This window comes from Sphingomonas liriopis, assembly GCF_024211255.1.
GTDB classification, from domain to species: Bacteria; Pseudomonadota; Alphaproteobacteria; order Sphingomonadales; family Sphingomonadaceae; genus Sphingomonas; species Sphingomonas liriopis.
This window is the reverse complement of the sequence record NZ_JAMLDY010000009.1, coordinates 1-18,051: the sequence shown is the minus strand read 5'-3', so window position 1 is coordinate 18,051 and position 18,051 is coordinate 1. Positions and strand designations below refer to the sequence as shown.

At 67.5% G+C, this 18,051-nt stretch carries 15 protein-coding genes, 2 tRNA genes and 2 rRNA genes; 4 read left to right on the top strand and 15 right to left on the bottom strand.

What is annotated here, in order from left to right; all coding sequences use genetic code 11:
- Positions 1-290 precede the first annotated feature (290 nt).
- Together M9979_RS08715 and M9979_RS08710 are read right to left on the bottom strand one after the other, a co-directional pair.
- Positions 291-911 carry a YbhB/YbcL family Raf kinase inhibitor-like protein gene (locus M9979_RS08715; RefSeq protein ID WP_254288969.1) on the bottom strand — a complete coding sequence of 207 codons (621 nt, stop codon included), beginning with the start codon at positions 909-911 and terminating at the stop codon, positions 291-293.
- 5 nt (positions 912-916) lie between these two features.
- Entirely contained in the window at positions 917-1,426 is a 510-nt protein-coding gene (locus M9979_RS08710; RefSeq protein WP_254288968.1) for a hypothetical protein, read from the bottom strand.
- A gap of 42 nt (positions 1,427-1,468) precedes the next feature.
- Between M9979_RS08710 and M9979_RS08705 the strand changes: the two genes are divergently transcribed.
- Positions 1,469-1,888 (top strand): DUF1810 domain-containing protein, encoded by a 420-nt coding sequence (locus M9979_RS08705; protein ID WP_254288967.1) that lies wholly within the window; start codon positions 1,469-1,471, stop codon positions 1,886-1,888.
- 188 nt (positions 1,889-2,076) lie between these two features.
- Here M9979_RS08705 and M9979_RS08700 read toward each other — a convergent pair whose 3' ends face one another.
- The 8 genes from M9979_RS08700 to M9979_RS08665 form a co-directional block, all read right to left on the bottom strand.
- On the bottom strand, positions 2,077-2,424 hold the full coding sequence (locus tag M9979_RS08700) for a tRNA-binding protein (protein WP_254288966.1): 348 nt from the start codon (positions 2,422-2,424) through the stop codon (positions 2,077-2,079).
- Positions 2,411-3,085 (bottom strand): glutathione S-transferase family protein, encoded by a 675-nt coding sequence (locus M9979_RS08695; protein ID WP_254288965.1) that lies wholly within the window; start codon positions 3,083-3,085, stop codon positions 2,411-2,413. Before M9979_RS08695 ends, M9979_RS08700 begins: the two co-directional genes overlap by 14 nt.
- A gap of 287 nt (positions 3,086-3,372) precedes the next feature.
- Positions 3,373-7,908, bottom strand: coding sequence for a glutamate synthase large subunit (gltB, locus tag M9979_RS08690; RefSeq protein ID WP_422921802.1), 4,536 nt, complete (start codon positions 7,906-7,908; stop codon positions 3,373-3,375).
- Positions 7,905-8,387 (bottom strand): nucleotidyltransferase substrate binding protein, encoded by a 483-nt coding sequence (locus tag M9979_RS08685; RefSeq protein WP_254288964.1) that lies wholly within the window; start codon positions 8,385-8,387, stop codon positions 7,905-7,907. Before M9979_RS08685 ends, gltB begins: the two co-directional genes overlap by 4 nt.
- Positions 8,384-8,680 carry a hypothetical protein gene (locus M9979_RS08680; RefSeq protein ID WP_254288963.1) on the bottom strand — a complete coding sequence of 99 codons (297 nt, stop codon included), beginning with the start codon at positions 8,678-8,680 and terminating at the stop codon, positions 8,384-8,386. The genes M9979_RS08685 and M9979_RS08680 overlap by 4 nt, the downstream gene beginning before the upstream one ends.
- Positions 8,677-10,110, bottom strand: coding sequence for an NAD(P)-dependent oxidoreductase (locus M9979_RS08675; protein ID WP_254288962.1), 1,434 nt, complete (start codon positions 10,108-10,110; stop codon positions 8,677-8,679). Before M9979_RS08675 ends, M9979_RS08680 begins: the two co-directional genes overlap by 4 nt.
- A 153-nt stretch (positions 10,111-10,263) precedes the next feature.
- Positions 10,264-11,061, bottom strand: coding sequence for an undecaprenyl-diphosphate phosphatase (locus M9979_RS08670; protein ID WP_254288961.1), 798 nt, complete (start codon positions 11,059-11,061; stop codon positions 10,264-10,266).
- A gap of 9 nt (positions 11,062-11,070) precedes the next feature.
- Positions 11,071-12,000, bottom strand: coding sequence for a complex I NDUFA9 subunit family protein (locus M9979_RS08665; protein WP_254288960.1), 930 nt, complete (start codon positions 11,998-12,000; stop codon positions 11,071-11,073).
- Positions 12,001-12,109: 109 nt separating this feature from the next.
- Between M9979_RS08665 and M9979_RS08660 the strand changes: the two genes are divergently transcribed.
- Positions 12,110-12,196: transfer RNA gene (locus M9979_RS08660), tRNA-Leu, on the top strand.
- Positions 12,197-12,292: 96 nt separating this feature from the next.
- Here M9979_RS08660 and M9979_RS08655 read toward each other — a convergent pair.
- Both M9979_RS08655 and M9979_RS17350 read right to left on the bottom strand, forming a co-directional pair.
- Complete coding sequence (locus tag M9979_RS08655) at positions 12,293-13,183, bottom strand: SDR family NAD(P)-dependent oxidoreductase (RefSeq protein ID WP_254288959.1); 891 nt, start codon at positions 13,181-13,183, stop codon at positions 12,293-12,295.
- Positions 13,184-13,259: 76 nt separating this feature from the next.
- Positions 13,260-13,931: a TetR/AcrR family transcriptional regulator gene (locus M9979_RS17350; RefSeq protein WP_254288958.1), complete on the bottom strand. Its 672-nt coding sequence runs from the start codon at positions 13,929-13,931 to the stop codon at positions 13,260-13,262.
- A gap of 162 nt (positions 13,932-14,093) precedes the next feature.
- On the opposite strand from M9979_RS17350, the gene M9979_RS08645 reads away from it, so the two are divergent.
- On the top strand, positions 14,094-15,407 hold the full coding sequence (locus M9979_RS08645) for a spinster family MFS transporter (RefSeq protein WP_254288957.1): 1,314 nt from the start codon (positions 14,094-14,096) through the stop codon (positions 15,405-15,407).
- A complete protein-coding gene (locus M9979_RS08640; RefSeq protein ID WP_254288956.1) occupies positions 15,404-17,068 on the top strand; it encodes a carboxylesterase/lipase family protein in 1,665 nt (554 codons plus the stop codon). The genes M9979_RS08645 and M9979_RS08640 overlap by 4 nt, the downstream gene beginning before the upstream one ends.
- Positions 17,069-17,299: 231 nt before the next feature.
- On the opposite strand, the gene M9979_RS08635 is transcribed toward M9979_RS08640, so the two are convergent.
- From M9979_RS08635 to M9979_RS08625, 3 genes are all read right to left on the bottom strand, one after another.
- Positions 17,300-17,376, bottom strand: a tRNA-Met gene (locus tag M9979_RS08635).
- Between the two features lie 149 nt (positions 17,377-17,525).
- Positions 17,526-17,640, bottom strand: a 5S ribosomal RNA gene (rrf, locus tag M9979_RS08630).
- A 193-nt stretch (positions 17,641-17,833) separates the two neighbouring features.
- A 23S ribosomal RNA gene (locus tag M9979_RS08625) occupies positions 17,834-18,051 on the bottom strand; the annotation flags it as partial.

The following is an 18,051-nucleotide window of genomic DNA, read 5'->3' as shown; positions in this document are numbered from 1 at the left end:
GGCTGCAATGTCCCTGGCATCGGCGGCGAACGGTTCGCTCCCGATCACAAAAGGGAATGCCACCATGTTTCTCCGCCTCGAAATCGCCCAGCGCGCCGCCGTTTCGGTCATCGCCGCGCTCGCCTTCGCCACGCTCGCGATCAGCGCCGCCGTCCCCATCGTCCCGATCGCCTGATCCAGCGCACAGGAGCCTTCGCCATGTACCGCAGCCTCTTCCTCAGCCTCGCGTCCTTCGCGACCACCATCCTCGTCCTCGCTGCCCAAGGCGGCGTCACCGCCGGCTGACGCCGTCAGGCGGTCGCGACCGCCCCGACGGGACCGACCGGCGCCGCCTCGCCGCGGCTATAGGTCCCGATCAGCAATCCGGCGGCGAGTACATGCCCCACCATCGCCTCCACCAGCGCCGTACGTCCGGGCGTCTCGCCGGGATCGCCCACGCCCGCCCCCAGCGCGAACAGCTGGAACGCATAACGGTGCGCGCCATGCCCGGTCGGCGGATCGGGCGGCAGCCAGCCTTCGCGGAAATAGGAATTGCGCCCGACGTCGCGATCGGGCGTCCCCGCCCCGTCGCCGACGATCGCGCCCTCCGCCAGACGGCCGGCATCGGCGGGCATGCCCCAGATCACCGCATGGACCAGCGGTTGCGGCGCCGGCGCGTCCGGGTCCTCGACCAGCAACGCGAGGCACGCCGTCCCCTCGGGCGGCATGCCCCAGATCAGGGGCGGCGACACGCCCGCGCCATCCGCGGTGAAGCGTTCGGGCAGTCGCGCGCCATCGGCGAAGGCGGGGCTCGACAGATCGAGCGCCGGGAACGACGTGCCGAGCTCAGGCCGCGCGATCGCCAGTTTCTCCGCGCCGGCGCGCACGTCGCTCAGCGCCTTGCCAAGCCAGCCGGGGATATGTTCGAGCATATATGTTACTCCTGCGGGCAATCGCCGGGGCGGGTCGCGGGGGCGACGTTGGCGGCATACCAGCGGCTGGTCGCCCCCATCGTCGCGGCATCGTGGAAGCACGCTTCGCCCCTGGCACCGTCCGCGGTCACGAAGAACGTCCAGTCGACGTCGCTACAATTGTGCGGTTCGCAGCCGTGCGCGGCGATGCGGCCGTCCTTCGCCTGCCAGATCGGCACGCTCACCGCATCGCGCGAGGTGAAACGGCGGCGCACCTTCTCGTCGCCCACCGCGTCGATCAGCGCGCGCGACACCTCGGTACGGTCGTAGAAGCCGACGCCATCGACCGCATCGCCGGGATATTTGCCGACATAAGCGGTGATCGGGTTGCTGTGCTCCTGCCCGGGAATCGGCGTGGGCAGTTGCGTCGGCGGCGGCACGAAGCCGGCTGCGGCGGCATTGTCGGGCGTATCGCTCTTGCCACCGCTTCCGCAGGCGGCGAGCAACAGCAACGGGGCGAGAAGAAGCGTGCGCATGGTGGTGGAACGCGGCGAGCCGCCCGGCGGTTGCCTGCCACGATGGCTTACGATCTCGACCGTTTCGTCGCTGCGCAGGCAGCATCCTACGATCAGGCGCTCATCGAACTGCGCCGCGGACGCAAGACCAGCCACTGGATGTGGTTCGTCTTTCCGCAGATCGCCGGCCTCGGCCGCAGCGACACCGCGCGTTTCTACGCGATCGCGGGGGCGGACGAAGCGCGCGCCTATCTGGCGCACCCGCTGCTCGGACCCCGGCTGATCGCTGCGACGCACGCCGCGACCGCGGCGGCGGGCAGCGCGGAGGCGATCTTCGGCGGCATCGACGCGATCAAGCTGCGCTCGTCGCTGACGCTGTTCGCGGCGGTGGCGGACGATGCCGCACCGTTCGAGGCGGCGCTGGACCGGTTCTTCGACGGAGTGCGTGATCCGGCGACGCTGGCGTTGCTGAAACGGGAGTGAGACGCCCCGACCTCTCCCCCTCCCTCCGTCACCCCGGACTTGTTCCGGGGTCCACTCTGCGGCGAGGCGTGCAGCTGTAGGTGAGACCGTAGGCCCGCGGCCCGGTGGACCCCGGAACAAGTCCGGGGTGACGATCGGTTTGGGGGATGCCATGCCGGCCTAATCGGACGCCAGGCCGGTCGGGGGTATCAGAACAAACGCCCGCCATTCGGCACCGCAATACTCGGCCCGATCAACACCACCTTGCCGTCCGCATCCGGAAAGCCGAGCGTCAGCACCTCGGACATGAACGGCCCGATCTGCCGCGGCGGAAAATTGACCACTGCCGCCACCTGCCGCCCGACCAGTGCCTCCGGCGTGTAATGATCGGTGATCTGTGCCGACGACTTCTTCACGCCCAAGCCCTCGCCGAAATCGATGCGCAGCTTGATCGCCGGCTTGCGCGCCTCCGGAAAGGGTTCGGCCGCGACGATCGTGCCGACACGGATATCGACGCGTTCGAAATCGGCGAAGGTCAGCGGCTCAGAAGTCGACATTGTCGTAATGCGCCGGTGGCCCGATCATCTCCATCCGCTCGGACAGCAACGGCCGGAAGCTCGGCCGGCTCTTGAAGCCGCGATACCAGCGCGCGGTCTGGTCATGCCCCTTCCAGTCGATCCCGCCGAGATAGTCGGCGACCGAAATCTGCGCCGCCGCGGCGAGATCGGCGAGGCTCATCGTCGCACCGCCCAGCCAGTTGCGGTGATCGAGCAGATAATCTGTATAGTCGAGATGGCTGACCGCCGCCTTCATCGCCTCGCGCAGCCCCTTGGCATCGGGCGCGGCGCGGTGCGCGAGCCGCTTGACGACGCGCTCGTGGAGCAGCGGCCCGGTGACGTCGCGGTAGAAATGCGTGTCGAACCAGCTGACCAGCCGGCGGATCTCGGCGCGGTTGGCGGCGGTGCCGTTGATCGTCGCCGCCTTGTCGACCGTCTCCTCGAAATATTCGCAGATCGCCATCGAATCGATCAGCGGCGCGCCGGGGCGGCTCGCGTCGACCATCACCGGCGTCTCGCCGGCAGGGTTCATGTCCATGAACTCGTCGCGCCGGTCCCACGGCGATTCGCGCACCAGCTCATAGCCGATGCCCTTCTCGCCGAGCAGCAGGCGCACCTTGCGGCTGAACGGACACAGGGGGAATTGGTAAAGCTGCCACATGCGACCGTGTTATAAGCAGGAGGGTTTGGAGGGAAGCGGCGATGGACGAGGCGGGCGTGACGATCGTCGACGGCGTGGTGCGAATCGATCAACCCGGATATCGAGGCCGGACTTCGGCAACGGGCATCGTCATCCAACTCGGCTTCTGCTTTGCGACGTCGCGCGGACCTCGCCTCCCACCCCGTTCGCCCTGAGCCTGTCGAAAGGCTGGTTTCCACAGGCACGATGCCGCTTGTGGAGACAGGTGCTTCGACAGGCTCGACACGAACGGGAGACGGGGGTCGGTCCTATTCCGCCGCCTCCAGCGCCACGCTGTCGTCGAGCGGATAGGTCTGCCGCGACAGCATCTCCTTCGGCACCACCTGCCAGAAGTCGCCGGCGATCCGGTCCCAGTCGGCGAGCAGGCCCTTCGACCATTTGCTGTCGGTCGCGGTGGCGTGACGCTCGACGAGGTCGCGCAGCACGCTTTCCCAATGCGCCGAGGCGAGCCGCTGCCAGACGATGTTCTCCGGATTGGCGCGCGCCGCGAATTCGCCGTCGGGATCGTAGACGAAGGCCATGCCCCCGGTCATGCCCGCGCCGAAATTCTGGCCGACCTTCCCAAGCAATACCGCGACGCCGCCGGTCATATACTCGCAGCCGTTGGCGCCGCAGCCTTCCACCACCACGGTCGCGCCCGAATTGCGCACCGCGAACCGCTCGCCCGCCTGCCCCGCGGCGAGCAGCGTCCCCGAGGTCGCGCCGTACAGCACGGTGTTGCCGAGGATGGTATTGTCCTGGCTCGCCAATGGCGAGGATACCGCCGGGCGCAGCACGATGATGCCGCCCGACAGCCCCTTGCCGACATAGTCGTTGGCATCGCCGAACACCTCGAGCGTGATGCCCTTGCAGAGGAACGCGCCGAGGCTCTGCCCGGCCGACCCGCGCAGCCGGACGGTGACGTGACCGTCGGCGAGCTTGCTCATCCCGAAACGGCGGGTGACCTCGCTCGACAGCCGCGTGCCGACCGCGCGGTGCGTGTTGCGCACCGAATAGGTGAGCTGCATCTTCTCGCCGCGGCTGAACACCGCCGCCGCATCCTTGATGATCTGCGCGTCAAGGCTGTCGGGGACCTCGTTGCGGAAGGTCGACAGCGAGAAGCGGCGCTCGGCGTCGGTCGCGTCGACCTTGGCGAGAATCGGGTTGAGATCGAGGTCGTCGAGATGCTCGGCGCCGCGACTGACCTGGCGCAGGAACTCCGTCCGCCCGATCACCTCGTCGAGGCTCTTGACGCCCAGACGTGCGAGGATGTCGCGCACCTCCTCGGCGATGAAGGTCATCAGGTTGATGACTTTCTCCGGCGTGCCGACGAACTTGTCGCGCAGCGCTTGATCCTGCGTGCAGACGCCGACCGGGCAGGTGTTGCTATGGCACTGGCGCACCATGATGCAGCCCATCGCGACGAGGCTCAGCGTGCCGATGCCATATTCCTCGGCGCCGAGGATCGCGGCGATGACGATGTCGCGCCCGGTCTTGAGCCCGCCGTCCGTGCGCAACCGCACCCGGCCGCGCAGGCCGTTGAGGGTCAGCACCTGATTGACCTCGCTGAGGCCCATCTCCCACGGCGTGCCGGCATATTTGACGCTGGTCTGGGGCGACGCGCCGGTGCCGCCGACATGGCCGGCGATCAGGATGACGTCCGCGTGCGCCTTGGCGACGCCGGCGGCAACGGTGCCGATCCCCGACGAGCTGACCAGCTTGACGCACACCCGCGCGCGCGGGTTGATCTGCTTGAGGTCGTAGATGAGCTGCGCCAAGTCTTCGATCGAATAGATGTCATGGTGCGGCGGCGGGCTGATGAGCGTCACCCCCGGCGTCGCATGGCGCAGCTTGGCGATGAACTCGGTCACCTTGAAGCCGGGCAGCTGCCCACCCTCGCCGGGCTTGGCGCCCTGCGCGACCTTGATCTCGATCTCCTCGCAGGCGCCCAGATATTCGGCGGTGACGCCGAACCGGCCGCTGGCGATCTGCTTGATCGTCGAATTGGCATTGTCGCCGTTTTCGTAAGGCTTGAAGCGCTTCACATCCTCGCCGCCCTCGCCCGACACCGCCTTGGCGCCGATGCGGTTCATCGCGATCGCCAGCGTCTCGTGCGCCTCAGGACTCAACGCACCGAGCGACATGCCCGGGGTCACGAAGCGCTTGCGGATCTCGGTGATCGCCTCGACCTGATCGACCGGTACGCCTTCGCTCGGGAAATTGAACTGGAGCAGATCGCGCAGATAGACCGGCGGCAGATCGGCGACGCCGCGGCTGAACTGCAGATAGCTGGTATAGCTGTCGGTCGACACCGCGGTCTGCAGCAGGTGCATCAGCTGCGCCGAATAGGCATGCGTCTCGCCGGTGTGGCGCTGGCGATAGAAGCCGCCGATCGGCAGCTTGGCGACCGCCTCGTCCCAGGCCAGCTCGTGGCGGACCAAGGCGCTGTAATGGAGCGAATTATAGCCCTCGCCACTGATCTTGGCGGGCATGCTGGGGAACAGGTCGTTGACCAGACTGCGGCTGAGACCGACCGCCTCGAAATTATAGCCGCCGCGGTACGAGGAGATCACCGCGATCCCCATCTTGCTCATGATCTTGAGCAGGCCCTCCTCGATCGCATAGCGATGCCGCTTGAGGCATTCGTCCAGGCTCAGGTCGCCGAACAGCCCGCGCGCCTGCCGGTCGACGATCGCCGCTTCGGCCAGATAGGCATTCACCGTCGTCGCGCCGACACCGATCAGCACCGCATAATAATGCGTGTCGAGACATTCGGCCGAGCGCACGTTGATCGAGGCGTAGGAGCGCAGGCCCCGACGGACGAGATGCGTATGCACCGCCGCCGCCGCCAGCACGCCGGCGATCGCGATCCGGTCTTCGGAGACGTGCTCGTCGGTCAGGAACAGTTCGCTCTTGCCCTGCCGCACCGCCTGTTCGGCCTCGTTGCGGATGCGCTGGATCGCCGCGCGCAATTTCTCCGGGCCACCCTCGGCGTCGAAGGTGCAGTCGATCTCGGTCGCGGTACGCGCGAAATGCGCCTTCAGTCGCGCCCAATGTTGACCCGTCAGCACCGGCGAATCGAGCACCAGCACGCGGTCGCGCTGGTCCTCGGTATCTAGGATGTTGGCGAGATTGCCGAACCGCGTCTTGAGGCTCATCACGTAGCGCTCGCGCAGCGGATCGATCGGCGGGTTCGTCACCTGGCTGAAATTCTGGCGGAAGAACTGGCTGATGAGCCGCGGCTTGTCGCTGATGACGGCGAGCGGGGTGTCGTCGCCCATCGATCCGATCGCTTCCTTGGCGGTCTCGACCATCGGCGACAGGATCAGCTCCATGTCCTCGAGCGTCTGCCCCGCCGCGACCTGCCGCCGCGCCAGTTCGGGACGATCGAAGCGCACCACCGCCTCGGCGACCTCGGGCAAATCGTCGAGCGTGTGGAATTCGCCGATCATCGCCGGGTAATCATGCTCGCCGCTGATCCGGTCCTTGACGGCGCGGTCGTTCATCACCCGGCCTTCGTCGAGGTCGACCGCGATCATCTGCCCCGGCCCCAGCCGCCCCTTGGCGACGACGGTCGATTCGGGGACGGGCACCATGCCGGTCTCCGACCCGACGATCAGCAGTCCGTCCGACGTCTGCGTATAGCGCAGCGGGCGCAGCGCGTTGCGATCGACGCCCGCCACCGCCCAGCGCCCGTCGGTCATCGCCAGCGCCGCGGGGCCGTCCCACGGCTCCATGACGGAAGCCAAGTAATTGTACATCGCGGCATGGTTTTCGGGCGTGTCGGCGCCGGTCGCCTCGGGCACCAGCATCAGCTTGGCGGTCGGCGCGTCTCTCCCTGAGCGGCAGATCGCCTCGAACACCGCATCCAACGCGGCGGTGTCGGACGCGCCGGCGGGGATCACCGGCTTGATGTCCTCCGAATTGTCGCCGAACGCGAGGGACGCCATGCGGATCTCGTGGCTGAGCATCCAGTTCTTGTTGCCCCGCACCGTGTTGATCTCGCCATTGTGGGCAAGACAGCGGAACGGCTGCGCCAGCCACCATTGCGGAAAGGTGTTGGTCGAATAGCGCTGGTGGAAGATCGCGACGCGCGATTCGAAGCGCTGGTCCTGCAGGTCGGGATAGAAGACCGACAGCGATTCGGCGAGGAACAGCCCCTTGTAGACGATCGAGCGGCACGACAGCGAGCAGACGTAGAAGCCCTGGATCTGCGCGGCGATGACGCGCTTCTCGATCCGGCGGCGCACCAGATACAGGTTCTTCTCGAACTCGGCCGCGGAAACCTCGTCGGGCAGCGGCCCGGCGATCATGATCTGCTCGATCTCGGGGCGCGTCGTCTGCGCCTTCAGGCCGATCACCGACACGTCCACCGGCACCTGCCGCCAGCCGTAGATCGTATAGCCCGCCTCGATGATCGCGCTCTCGACGATCGTGCGGCAATTCTCCTGCGCGCCGAGATCGGTGCGCGGCAGGAAGATCATGCCCACCGCGAGCCGGTTGGGCAGCACCTTGTGCCCCGAGGCGACGACCGCATCGTCGAAGAAGCGGTGCGGCAGGTCGATGTGGATGCCGGCGCCATCGCCCGTCTTGCCGTCGGCATCGACCGCGCCGCGGTGCCACACCGCCTTCAATGCATCGACCGCCGACTGGACGACGCGCCGCGACGCGCGCCCGTCGGTGGCGGCGACGAGGCCGACGCCGCAGGCATCGCCCTCGCTGTCGGGACGGTACATGCCGTGTTCGGCGAGATAGGCGCGCTGGTCGGTCTTCATGGGATCGGTCGTCAGGAGGGCATCGGTCATGGCAGCAGACCTTCTTCGTCGATGAAGCGGACGATTGCCGCCCATGTGTGGTTCAGTGTGTCGCGCATGGCCCAGGCGACATTCACCTGCTCGGCGCGTTTCTGCGGATTGAGCGGATATTCATGCGCCAGCGCGTTGCGGGCACGAACCGCATCGGCCCAAGTCTTCTCATCGTCTAGGATACCCAGCGCGTGGGCACGACGCGTGACATCGACCGACGTCAGCCGCTCGATCCGGCCATGTTCCATGATTTTGGAGATCGCCTTGAGCGTCCGGTGGAGCGCATCCTCGAACTGTTCGAAGCGCTTGATGTACGCCAGCACGATCGTCTCATCGGCAACGGGCAGACGATCGATCGTCGCCGCACTCAACGGCACAATCGCGGCAACCCGTGCGGCGGTATCCTCGAACCCGACCGCGAGCCGTGCGCATGTCTCACGATATTCACGCAATAGCGCCTTTTCGCCCTCTTCCGTCACAGCACAATCCCGTCGCGATAGGCGATCGCTTCGATCGGCCGAGGCGTGGCCCCTTTCACGGTCGCGATGACATCCACCCGCTGCGGATCGATTCGGGCAAACAGCCGATCGAGAAAGCCCTCCTTGGCGGACGAAAAATTCACGGTTGCCGGCAGTTCGACGTGGAGATCGATGTCTCCACCGTGCCGCGCATCGTCCACGCGGCTACCGAACAAGCGAACCACGGCATCGGCGCCAAAGGCGCGCCGTGCCGCCGCCTTGATCGCCTGCACCTCTTCCGCGGTCAGCCTCACGCCGCCACCCTTCCCGCCTTCGCCCTCGCCTTCAGCCACTTGTGCATCGTCGCCGCCACGTCGCGGCCGTCGCGGATCGCCCAGACCACGAGGCTCGCGCCGCGGACGATGTCGCCCGCCGCGAAGACGCCGTCGAGGCTGGTCATCAGCGTCTTGCCGTCGACCAGTACCGTGCCCCAGCGGCTCACCCCAAGTTCGGGCGCGCCGAACAGCGCCGGCAGGTCCTCGGCGTCGAAACCCAACGCCTTGACGACGAGGTCCGCCTGCAGCGTGAAATCGCCGGCCGGGTCGGGCTCGGGCGCGCGGCGGCCGCTTGCGTCGGGGGCACCCAAGCGCATCTTGCGCGCAAGCACCGTGCCATCGCTGTCGAACGCCGCGGGGGCGGAGAGCCAGACGAATTCGGCGCCCTCCTCCTCGGCGTTGGTCACCTCGCGCTGGCTGCCCGGCATGTTCTTGCGGTCGCGGCGGTAGAGGCATTTCACCGACGCCGCACCCTGGCGGATCGCGGTACGGACGCAGTCCATCGCGGTGTCGCCGCCGCCGATCACGACGACATGCTTGCCCGCCGCATCGAGCCCGCCCTGGTCGAACGCCGGCACCGCATCGCCGAAGCCCTTGCGGTTCGACGCGATCAGATAGTCGAGCGCCGCCACCACGCGGCCGTCGTCGCCGCCGGCGACATCGAGCGCACGTGCCTTGTAGACGCCGGTTGCGATCAGCACCGCGTCGTGCCGCTGGCGCAGCTCGTCGAGGCTCGCCTGCTCGCCGACCGAAAAGCCTTCGTGGAATACGATGCCGCCCGCCTTCAACCGCTCGACGCGGCGCATGACGACGGGCTTCTCGAGCTTGAAGCCGGGGATACCATAGGTCAGCAGCCCGCCGGCGCGATCGTGCCGGTCGTAGACGTGCACCTCATAACCGTGCCCACGCAGATATTCCGCCGCGGTCAGCCCTGCAGGGCCGGCACCGATCACCGCCACCGACTGCCCCCGCGCCGGCCCCGGCACCAGCGGCTCGACCCAGCCCTCTTCCCACGCGGTGTCGGTGATGAACTTCTCGACCGATCCGATCGTCACCGCGCCATGGCCGGTGAACTCGATCACGCAATTGCCCTCGCACAACCGGTCCTGCGGACAGATGCGGCCGCAGATCTCGGGCATGGTCGAGGTGCTGTTCGACAGCTCGTACGCCTCGCGCAACCGCCCCTCGGCGGTCAGTCGCAGCCAATCGGGGATATGATTGTGCAGCGGGCAATGCACCGAACAATAGGGCACGCCGCATTGCGAGCAGCGCCCGGCCTGATCCTCCGCCGTCGGCGGCGCATAGCGCGCGGCGATCTCGGCGAAATCCTCCGCGCGGATCTCGGCCTCCCGCTTGGCCGGATAGGCCTGCGGCCGAGCGACGAACTTGAGCATGGAATCGTGCGCCATAGGGCCTCCTTACCCCGCTGTTACGAAGCCGAGCGCCCCCTGTCATGCACAAAATCGCTTATGCGTCAGTACAGCTGCCTTTGTTTCATCGAATATCTTTGCGAGCCTTTCTCAACAGGGATGATGTTGCGCAGAATAAGGAATATTCCGGCCCTATCGCAATTGCAGGGCGACCAGCGCGACCGCGCCGACGACGATCCGATACCAGGCGAAGGGCGCGAAGCCGTGACGGCTGACGATTCCGACGAACCAGCGGATCACCACCAGCGCGACGATGAACGACACGACGAAGCCGATCGCGATGCTCAGCCACTCGCCCTCGCCCAGCGCAGCGCTCGACTTGAGCAGGTCGTAGCCCGACGCCGCGAGCATCGTCGGGATCGCGAGGAAGAACGAGAATTCCGCTGCCGCGCGCCGCTCCACGCCGAGGCTCAGCGCGCCCATGATCGTCGCGCCCGAGCGGCTGACGCCCGGGATCATCGACAGGCATTGGACGAAGCCGACGCCCAGCGCGGTGGTCCACGGCATGCCCTCGACCGAATCGATCCGCGCCTGCTTCACCATCCGCTCGATGACGAGGATCGCGATGCCGCCGACGATCAGCGCGACCGCGACGACGGTCGGGCTTTCGAGCAGCGCCTTGACCGCCTTGTAGACGACGAGGCCGATGACCGCGGCGGGGAGGAAGCCCAGTGCGATGTTGCGCACGAACGCCCAGGAGCGCGGTTGCCCCGCGAGCAGCCCGACCGCGACGTCCCAGAAACGCCGCCAGTAGAGGACGACCACCGCCAGGATCGCGCCCAGCTGGATGACGATGTCGAAGGTCGCGGTCGCCTTGTCCTGCACGCCGAGCAGCGTGCCGGCGAGGATCAGATGCCCGGTCGAGGAGACGGGCAGGAACTCGGTGACCCCCTCGACGATGCCGAGGAGGATGACGGTGAGGAGGTCCATGATGCGTCCTTAGGCGGCGAGCGTCGCGGCGCGGCGGCCGAACCGCCCCGTGCGGCGGAAACGGACCAGCCATTCGGGCGCGACCGCCTGCAGCGGCGTCGCGGCGACGCCGAGCGCCGCCAGCCCCTGCGCGCCGTCGGCGACGACATTGTCACGCTGGAGCATCAGCCACTGATCCTTGCTGATCGGCGCCAGCGGCAGGCTGGCGAGCAGCGATCCGGCGACATCGGGCAGCTCGACGATCGAGGGTTCGCGACCGATGGTGGCGGCGATCCAGCGGATGATCTCGCCCATGCTCATCACATCGGGCCCGCCGAGCTCGAACGTCTGTCCGGCAAAGCCTGCATCGGTCGCCGCAGCCATCGCGTCGCCGACATCGGCGGCGAAGACCGGCTGGAACTTCACGCCTGCGCGCAGCACCGGTACCACCGGCGCCTTGCCGATCATCGCGGCGAAGCGGTTGATGAACTGGTCCTCGCGCCCGAAAACGATCGATGGGCGGATGATCGCCGCGCCCGGGAAAGCGGCGCGCACCGCCGCCTCGCCGCGGCCCTTGCTGCTGCCATAGGCCGACGGCGCGTCGGGATCGGCGCCGATCGCCGACATATGGACGAGGCTGCCGACGCCCGCCGCCGCAGCAGCCTCGGCGACGTTGCGTGCACCGCCGACATGGATCCGCTCGAAGTCGCCGGCGAGCACGCCGACCATGTTGACGACCGCGTCGGCCCCGGCGACCGCACGCGCGACGGTATCGGGCCGCGTCACGTCGGCGGCGACGAACTGCGTCTGGCCGAGCCCGCCCAGCGGTTTCAGGAACCAGGCATGGCGCGGATCGCGCTCCGCGACGCGCACCCGTGCGCCGCCGCGCAGCAGCGCCTGCACCACATAGCGGCCGACGAAACCGCCGCCCCCGAAGATCGTAACCAGCTTGTCCTTCATTGCGGTCTCGGCCTTTTTTTGTCGCTGTGCTGACGTTTCGCCCCTTGCCCCGCGAAACCCGTGTTGACAAGCGCGCCGACCGCCCCCTAAAGGCCGCCCCCTACCCCGTGCCCAGATGGCGGAATTGGTAGACGCACCAGCTTCAGGTGCTGGCGATCGCAAGGTCGTGGAGGTTCGAGTCCTCTTCTGGGCACCATTCTTCCTCCGGTTCGGCCGGAGCGTTCCGATCGATAACGCATCACGCGCCGCGGCGGCCCCATCGGGGGCCGCCGGCTCGCGTGCCCCTTTGGGTTCAGGCGTCGACGGCCGTGTTGCCCCGCGCGGCAGCGACCTCGCGTTCCGCCTGGGTGAAGCCGTAGGCGGGCACGATCTCGGCGGTGCGATCGACGATCTCGGGCCAATGGGCGATCACGCGTTCGCCGGCGTCGGCGTCGCTGCCGATATAGCGGCCCGTGGTGAGCGTGACGTTGGCCGTCGCGAAATGCCCCGCACCGGCGCACAGCACTACCCGCGTCGGCGCATCGTCGCCGACCAGTTGCAGCAACCCCGGCGCGACGCGGTCGGGTGCCAGCATCGTCAGGCTCTCGGCGTCGAGCACGCCTTCGGTCATCTGCGTCGCGGCGGTGGGGGCGAGGCAATTGACGCGGATGCCGTATTTCTCGCCCTCGATGCTCAACGTCTGCATCAGGCCGACGAGCGCCATCTTGGCGGCACCGTAATTCGCCTGGCCGAAATTGCCGTAGAGGCCCGAGGACGAGGTCGTCATGACGATGCGGCCATGGCCCTGGCCGCGCATCGCCTCCCACACCGCCTTGCTGCAGATCGCGGCGCCGATCAGGTGGACGTCAACGACGGAACGGAAATCGGCGATCGTCATCTTGGCGAAGCTTTTGTCGCGCAGGATGCCGGCGTTGTTGACGAGGATGTCGATCCGTCCCCACGCCGCCAGCAGCGCCGCGACCATCGTGTCGACCGCGGCCTCGTCGGTCACCGAGGCGGCGAAGGCCATGGCGGTGCCGCCGCGCGCCTCGACCTCGGCGACGACGCGGGCGGCGGCGTCGGCGGAGACGTCGTTGACCAACACCTTCACGCCCTTGCCGGCGAGGTAGAGCGCATGCGCCCGCCCCAGGCCGCCGCCGGCCCCGGTGATGATCGCGGTTCGTCCTGCAAGCGTCACGTTCACTCTCCCGTTTCTCGTTCGCTCTCTTGATAGCGAATGAGAAACGGGGCGCAAGACCGGCTGCGCCTGGCCGGTCGGCCTAGCCGCAGATCGCGTGGAAGCCCGCCGCCATGAAGGTCGCCATGACCTCCTTGACCGCGGCGAAGTCGTCCGAGCGGCAGCGCCCTCCCGACAATTTGTCGATCCGGCCGGTGCGCGCGAGCGTCAGCATCAGGCTGCCGGTGACGAAATGATAGCCCCAGAAGATCCGCTCCTCGGGGCAATCGGGCAGCGCCCGGCGCAACAGCGCGATCAGGCGGAGCACGACGGGATCGAAATGCTCGTCCATCAGATCCGCGCCCCATTCGGGCGTATTGGCGACCTGCGCACCGAGCTTGGCATAGTTCCGCCAGCCCTCGCCGCCCTCGATATAGGTGTCGAGATCGGTATCTAGGAACGCGCGCAACGCTCCCTCGACCGTCGGCGCATCACCCGCGAGCCTCTCGTAATCGTCGAGCGCCGCCATCCGGCGTTCGTTGGTCACCACGGCGCGGCGCGAGAAGACCGCGTCGAACAGCGCCTTCTTGTCGGCGAAATAATAATTGAGCAGCGTGTGATGGACGCCGACCTGCCGCGCGACGTCCTTCAGCGTGACGCCGTGCAGGCCATGCTTGGAGAAGAGCTCCTCGGCCGCATCGAGGATCTGCTCGATCGTCTCGGCGCGCTGATCGGCCTTGCGCGAGCGGCGGGCGGGTGGGTCGGGCTGCGTCACGTGCCGTTCACTCCGGCCTTATGCCCAACGCGTCAAGTCGGGCGGCGGGACGACCATGACCATCCCGGCTTTTCATTCACACATAAGAGAGTGTGCATTGACACACCTCCGCCGCTGCCGCATCGTCCGCGCATAATAATCCACGCCGAGTGGGAGAGGTTGATGGCGATGTTGAACAGCGTGGCGGCACCCGAGGTGCGCCCGACGGTATCCGCGGGCCGGCGCACGCGCCATCCCGGCATCGTGCTGGCGATGCTGACCTTCGTCTACGTGCTCAACTTCCTCGACCGCCAATTGCTCGGCATCCTCGCCAAGCCGATCCAGGATTCGCTGCACATCACCGACGGGCAATTGGGGCTGATCGGCGGGCTGTATTTCGCGATGTTCTATTGCTTCATCGCGATCCCCGTCAGCTGGCTCGCCGACCGCACCAGCCGCGTCGGCGTGCTGACGCTGGCCTGCGCGATCTGGAGCGCGGCGACGATCGCCTGCGGCATGGCGCGCACCTACCCGCAGCTGGTCGTCGCGCGGATGGTCGTCGGCTTCGGCGAGGCGGGCGGCGTGCCGCCGTCCTATGCGCTCATCACCGACACGTTCGCGCCCGGGCGGCGCGGCGTCGCCTTCGGCATCTACAATCTCGGGCCGCCGATCGGCGCGGCGCTGGGCATCGCCCTGGGCGCGTCGATCGCGGCGCTGTTCGACTGGCGCAACGCCTTCGTCGCAATCGGCATCGTCGGGATCGTCGCCGCGGTGGCGCTGCCGTTCGTCGTGCCCGAGCCGGCGCGCGGCGCAGCCGATCCGGGCGCGGCGATCGTGTCCGACAAGGCGCCGTTCTGGGCGACGCTGCGCGCGTTCTTCGCCAATCCGGTGATGACGCTCGCCGCGTTGGGCAGCGGCGCGACGCAGTTCGTCACCTATGGCCTCGGCAATTTCGCGGTGCTGTTCCTGATCCGCGAGAAGGGCATGACTCTGCCCGAGATCGCGATCTGGTATGCGCTGGCGATCGTCATCGGCATGGGCGGCGGCATGGTCGCATCGGGCCGGATCATCGACCATTTCGCCCGGAAAGGGTCGCGCCGCGTGTTCGCGATCGCGCCGGCGGTGTCGCTGGCGGTGTCGATGCCCTTCTACATCGCCTTCGTCTGGGCGCCGACCTGGCCGCTGGCGCTGGCGCTGCTCACCGTCGTCATGTTCTTCAACTATTTCTACCTCTCCTGCTCGGTGACGCTGGTGCAGGAAGAGGCGGCGCCCAACCAGCGCGTGCTGGCGGGGGCGCTGCTGCTGCTGGTGATGAACTTCATCGGACTGGGGCTGGGGCCGACCTGGGTCGGCGCGGCGAGCGATCATTTCGCCGCGGGCGGCGCGGCCAACCCGCTGCAGCTGTCGCTCTACACGCTCACCCCCTTTTACGTCATCGCGATCGGCCTGTTCCTGTGGCTGGCGCGGACGCTGCGCCGTCAGGAGACGATCCGATGATAACGTTGCTCTCGATCGCGCTGGCGAGCGCGGCGGCCATCCCCGCCCCGGCCGCGCCCGTCGTCGCGGCGCCCGCGGGCACGGTCAGTGGCACAGCGGAGGGCGGCATCCGCGTCTTCCGCGGCATTCCCTATGCCACGCCGCCGGTCGGCGCGCTGCGCTGGCGCGCGCCGGTGCGGCTGCCGCGCTGGAAGGGCACGCGATCCGCCACCGCGTTCGGTGCGGCGTGCGTGCAACCGCAGGGGTCCACCGCGACGATCTACAGCGGCGCGCCGATGCCGGTGAGCGAGGACTGCCTGACGCTCAACGTCTGGGCGCCGGCGAACGCGCGCAACGCACCGGTGATGGTGTGGATACACGGCGGCGCGCTGGTCAGCGGATCGAGCCGCGAGCCGATGTACGACGGCCGCAAGCTCGCCGAGCGCGGCATCATCGTCGTGTCGATCAACTATCGGCTCGGCGTCCTCGGCTGGCTGGCGCATCCGGGGCTCAGCGCGGAGTCTGCGCAGCACGTCTCGGGCAATTACGGCCTGCTCGACCAGATCGCCGCGCTGAGCTGGGTGCACGACAATATCGCCGCATTCGGCGGCGCGCCGCGCAAGGTGACGATCGCCGGCGAATCGGCGGGCGGACTCAGCGCGCTCTACCTGATGACCGCGCCAGCCGCGCGCGGGCTGTTCGCCGGCGCGATCGCGCAGAGCGCCTATATGATCTCGATGCCCGAATTGCACCGCGGCGTGTTCGGCGCGCCGGCATGGGAAACCGGCGGGCAGGCACTCGGCGGGGCGCTCAAGACTCCCGACGTCGCCAGCCTGCGCGCGATCGATGCGCAGACGCTGACCGATAGTGCTGCGAAACTCGGCTTTGCGCCGTTCGGGGTGGTCGACGGTGTCGTCCTGCCCCGGCAGATGGTCGATGCCTTCGATCGCGGTGAACAGGCGCGGGTGCCGGTGCTGACCGGGTTCAACCAAGGCGAAATCCGTTCGCTGCGCATGCTCGCGCCCAAGCCCCCCGCGGATGCGGCCAGCTACGAACGCGAGATCCGCGACCGCTACGGCGAACTCGCCGACGCGTTCCTGCGCCTCTATCCGGCCGCCGATTATCCGCAGAGCATCCTCGCGACGACGCGCGACGCACTCTACGGATGGACGGCGGAGCGGGTCGTCCGTCGTCAGACCGCGCTCGGCCAGCGTGCCTATCTCTATCTGTTCGACCACGGCTATCCCGCTGCGGACGCCGCAGACCTCCACGCCTTCCACGCCAGCGAATTGCCCTATGTGTTCGGCACCTTCGCCACGACGCCACCGCGCTGGCCGCGCGTGCCCGACACCGCCGGGGAACGTGCATTGTCCGACGCCATGCTCGATTACTGGGCGGGCTTCGTCCGCGATGCCCGCCCCGTCGCGCGCGCTGCTGCGGCGTGGCCGGCCTATGGCGCGGATCGCCACTACATGCACTTCGCCGCGACCCCGCAGGCCCGACGCGACCTGATGCCAGGCATGTTCGCGCTTAACGAGAGCGTGATGTGCCGCCGTCGGGCGACGGGCACGATCGGCTGGAACTGGAACGTCGGCCTCGCCGCACCGAAACTGCCGCCGGCGGCGGACTGCGCTCGGCCTGCAGGCGCGCAACCGGGCGTTAGCGCCAATCCGACCAGGTGAACGGCGATCGGTGGGAGCGTCTGTCCGGTCGTACCCGACTGGGTTGCAGCCGTTCGAGACTATTTCGCTGCGTTTGCTTGGCGATGGGCATGTGTTGCAATGCCTGACGGCTGACCCGACCGGCCATGCTGGCTGGTGGGCAGGCGTTATGCCGAGTGTTGCGGATGTACGGGATCTGTCCCAAACGACAACGCCGCCCGTAAGGGCGGCGCTATGTCGAGTATCTAAAGATGGTTGCGGGGACAGGATTTGAACCTGTGACCTTCAGGTTATGAGCCTGACGAGCTACCGGGCTGCTCCACCCCGCGATGAGGTCCATCAAAGTGGTACTTTGATGGATGAGGGTACCCGGGAGGCACGAACGCCCCCGCGTGTGGGCGGGGGTGTTGGTGGTCCGGGGACCGGAGACGATGTGATGGGTTCTTGAGCCTTTTGTCCTGCACCCGCCGGCTGCAATGCCTGGCGACGACCTACTCTTCCATCGCTTGAGCGATAGTACCATTGGCGCAGTCGGGTTTCACGGCCGAGTTCGGGATGGGATCGGGTGGGACACCGACGCTATAGCCACCAAGCAATGAAGCGGGCGGATGCGGGGTTGGGCTTGGGTGGACCCGTCGCAATTTGCATTGTGACGGGCTCCTAAAATCGATGCACCTTTGTGTGAAAATCACGAGGTTTTGTATTCTGGCGTCGAGCATGTTCATCCACGCCTGTCGCTGACGGCTGAACCCGAGGTCCAGGATTGTCATTGATGGTGTGAGACTCTCAAGCGCGAATAGGACAATTAGTATCGGTTAGCTCCATGCGTTACCGCACTTCCACATCCGATCTATCAAGGTCGTGGTCTCCGACCGTCCTATGAAATCTTATCTCGAGGGAGGCTTCCCGCTTAGATGCTTTCAGCGGTTATCCCGTCCGTACATAGCTACCCTGCTGCGCCGTTGGCACGACGACAGGTACACCAGAGGTACGTTCAACCCGGT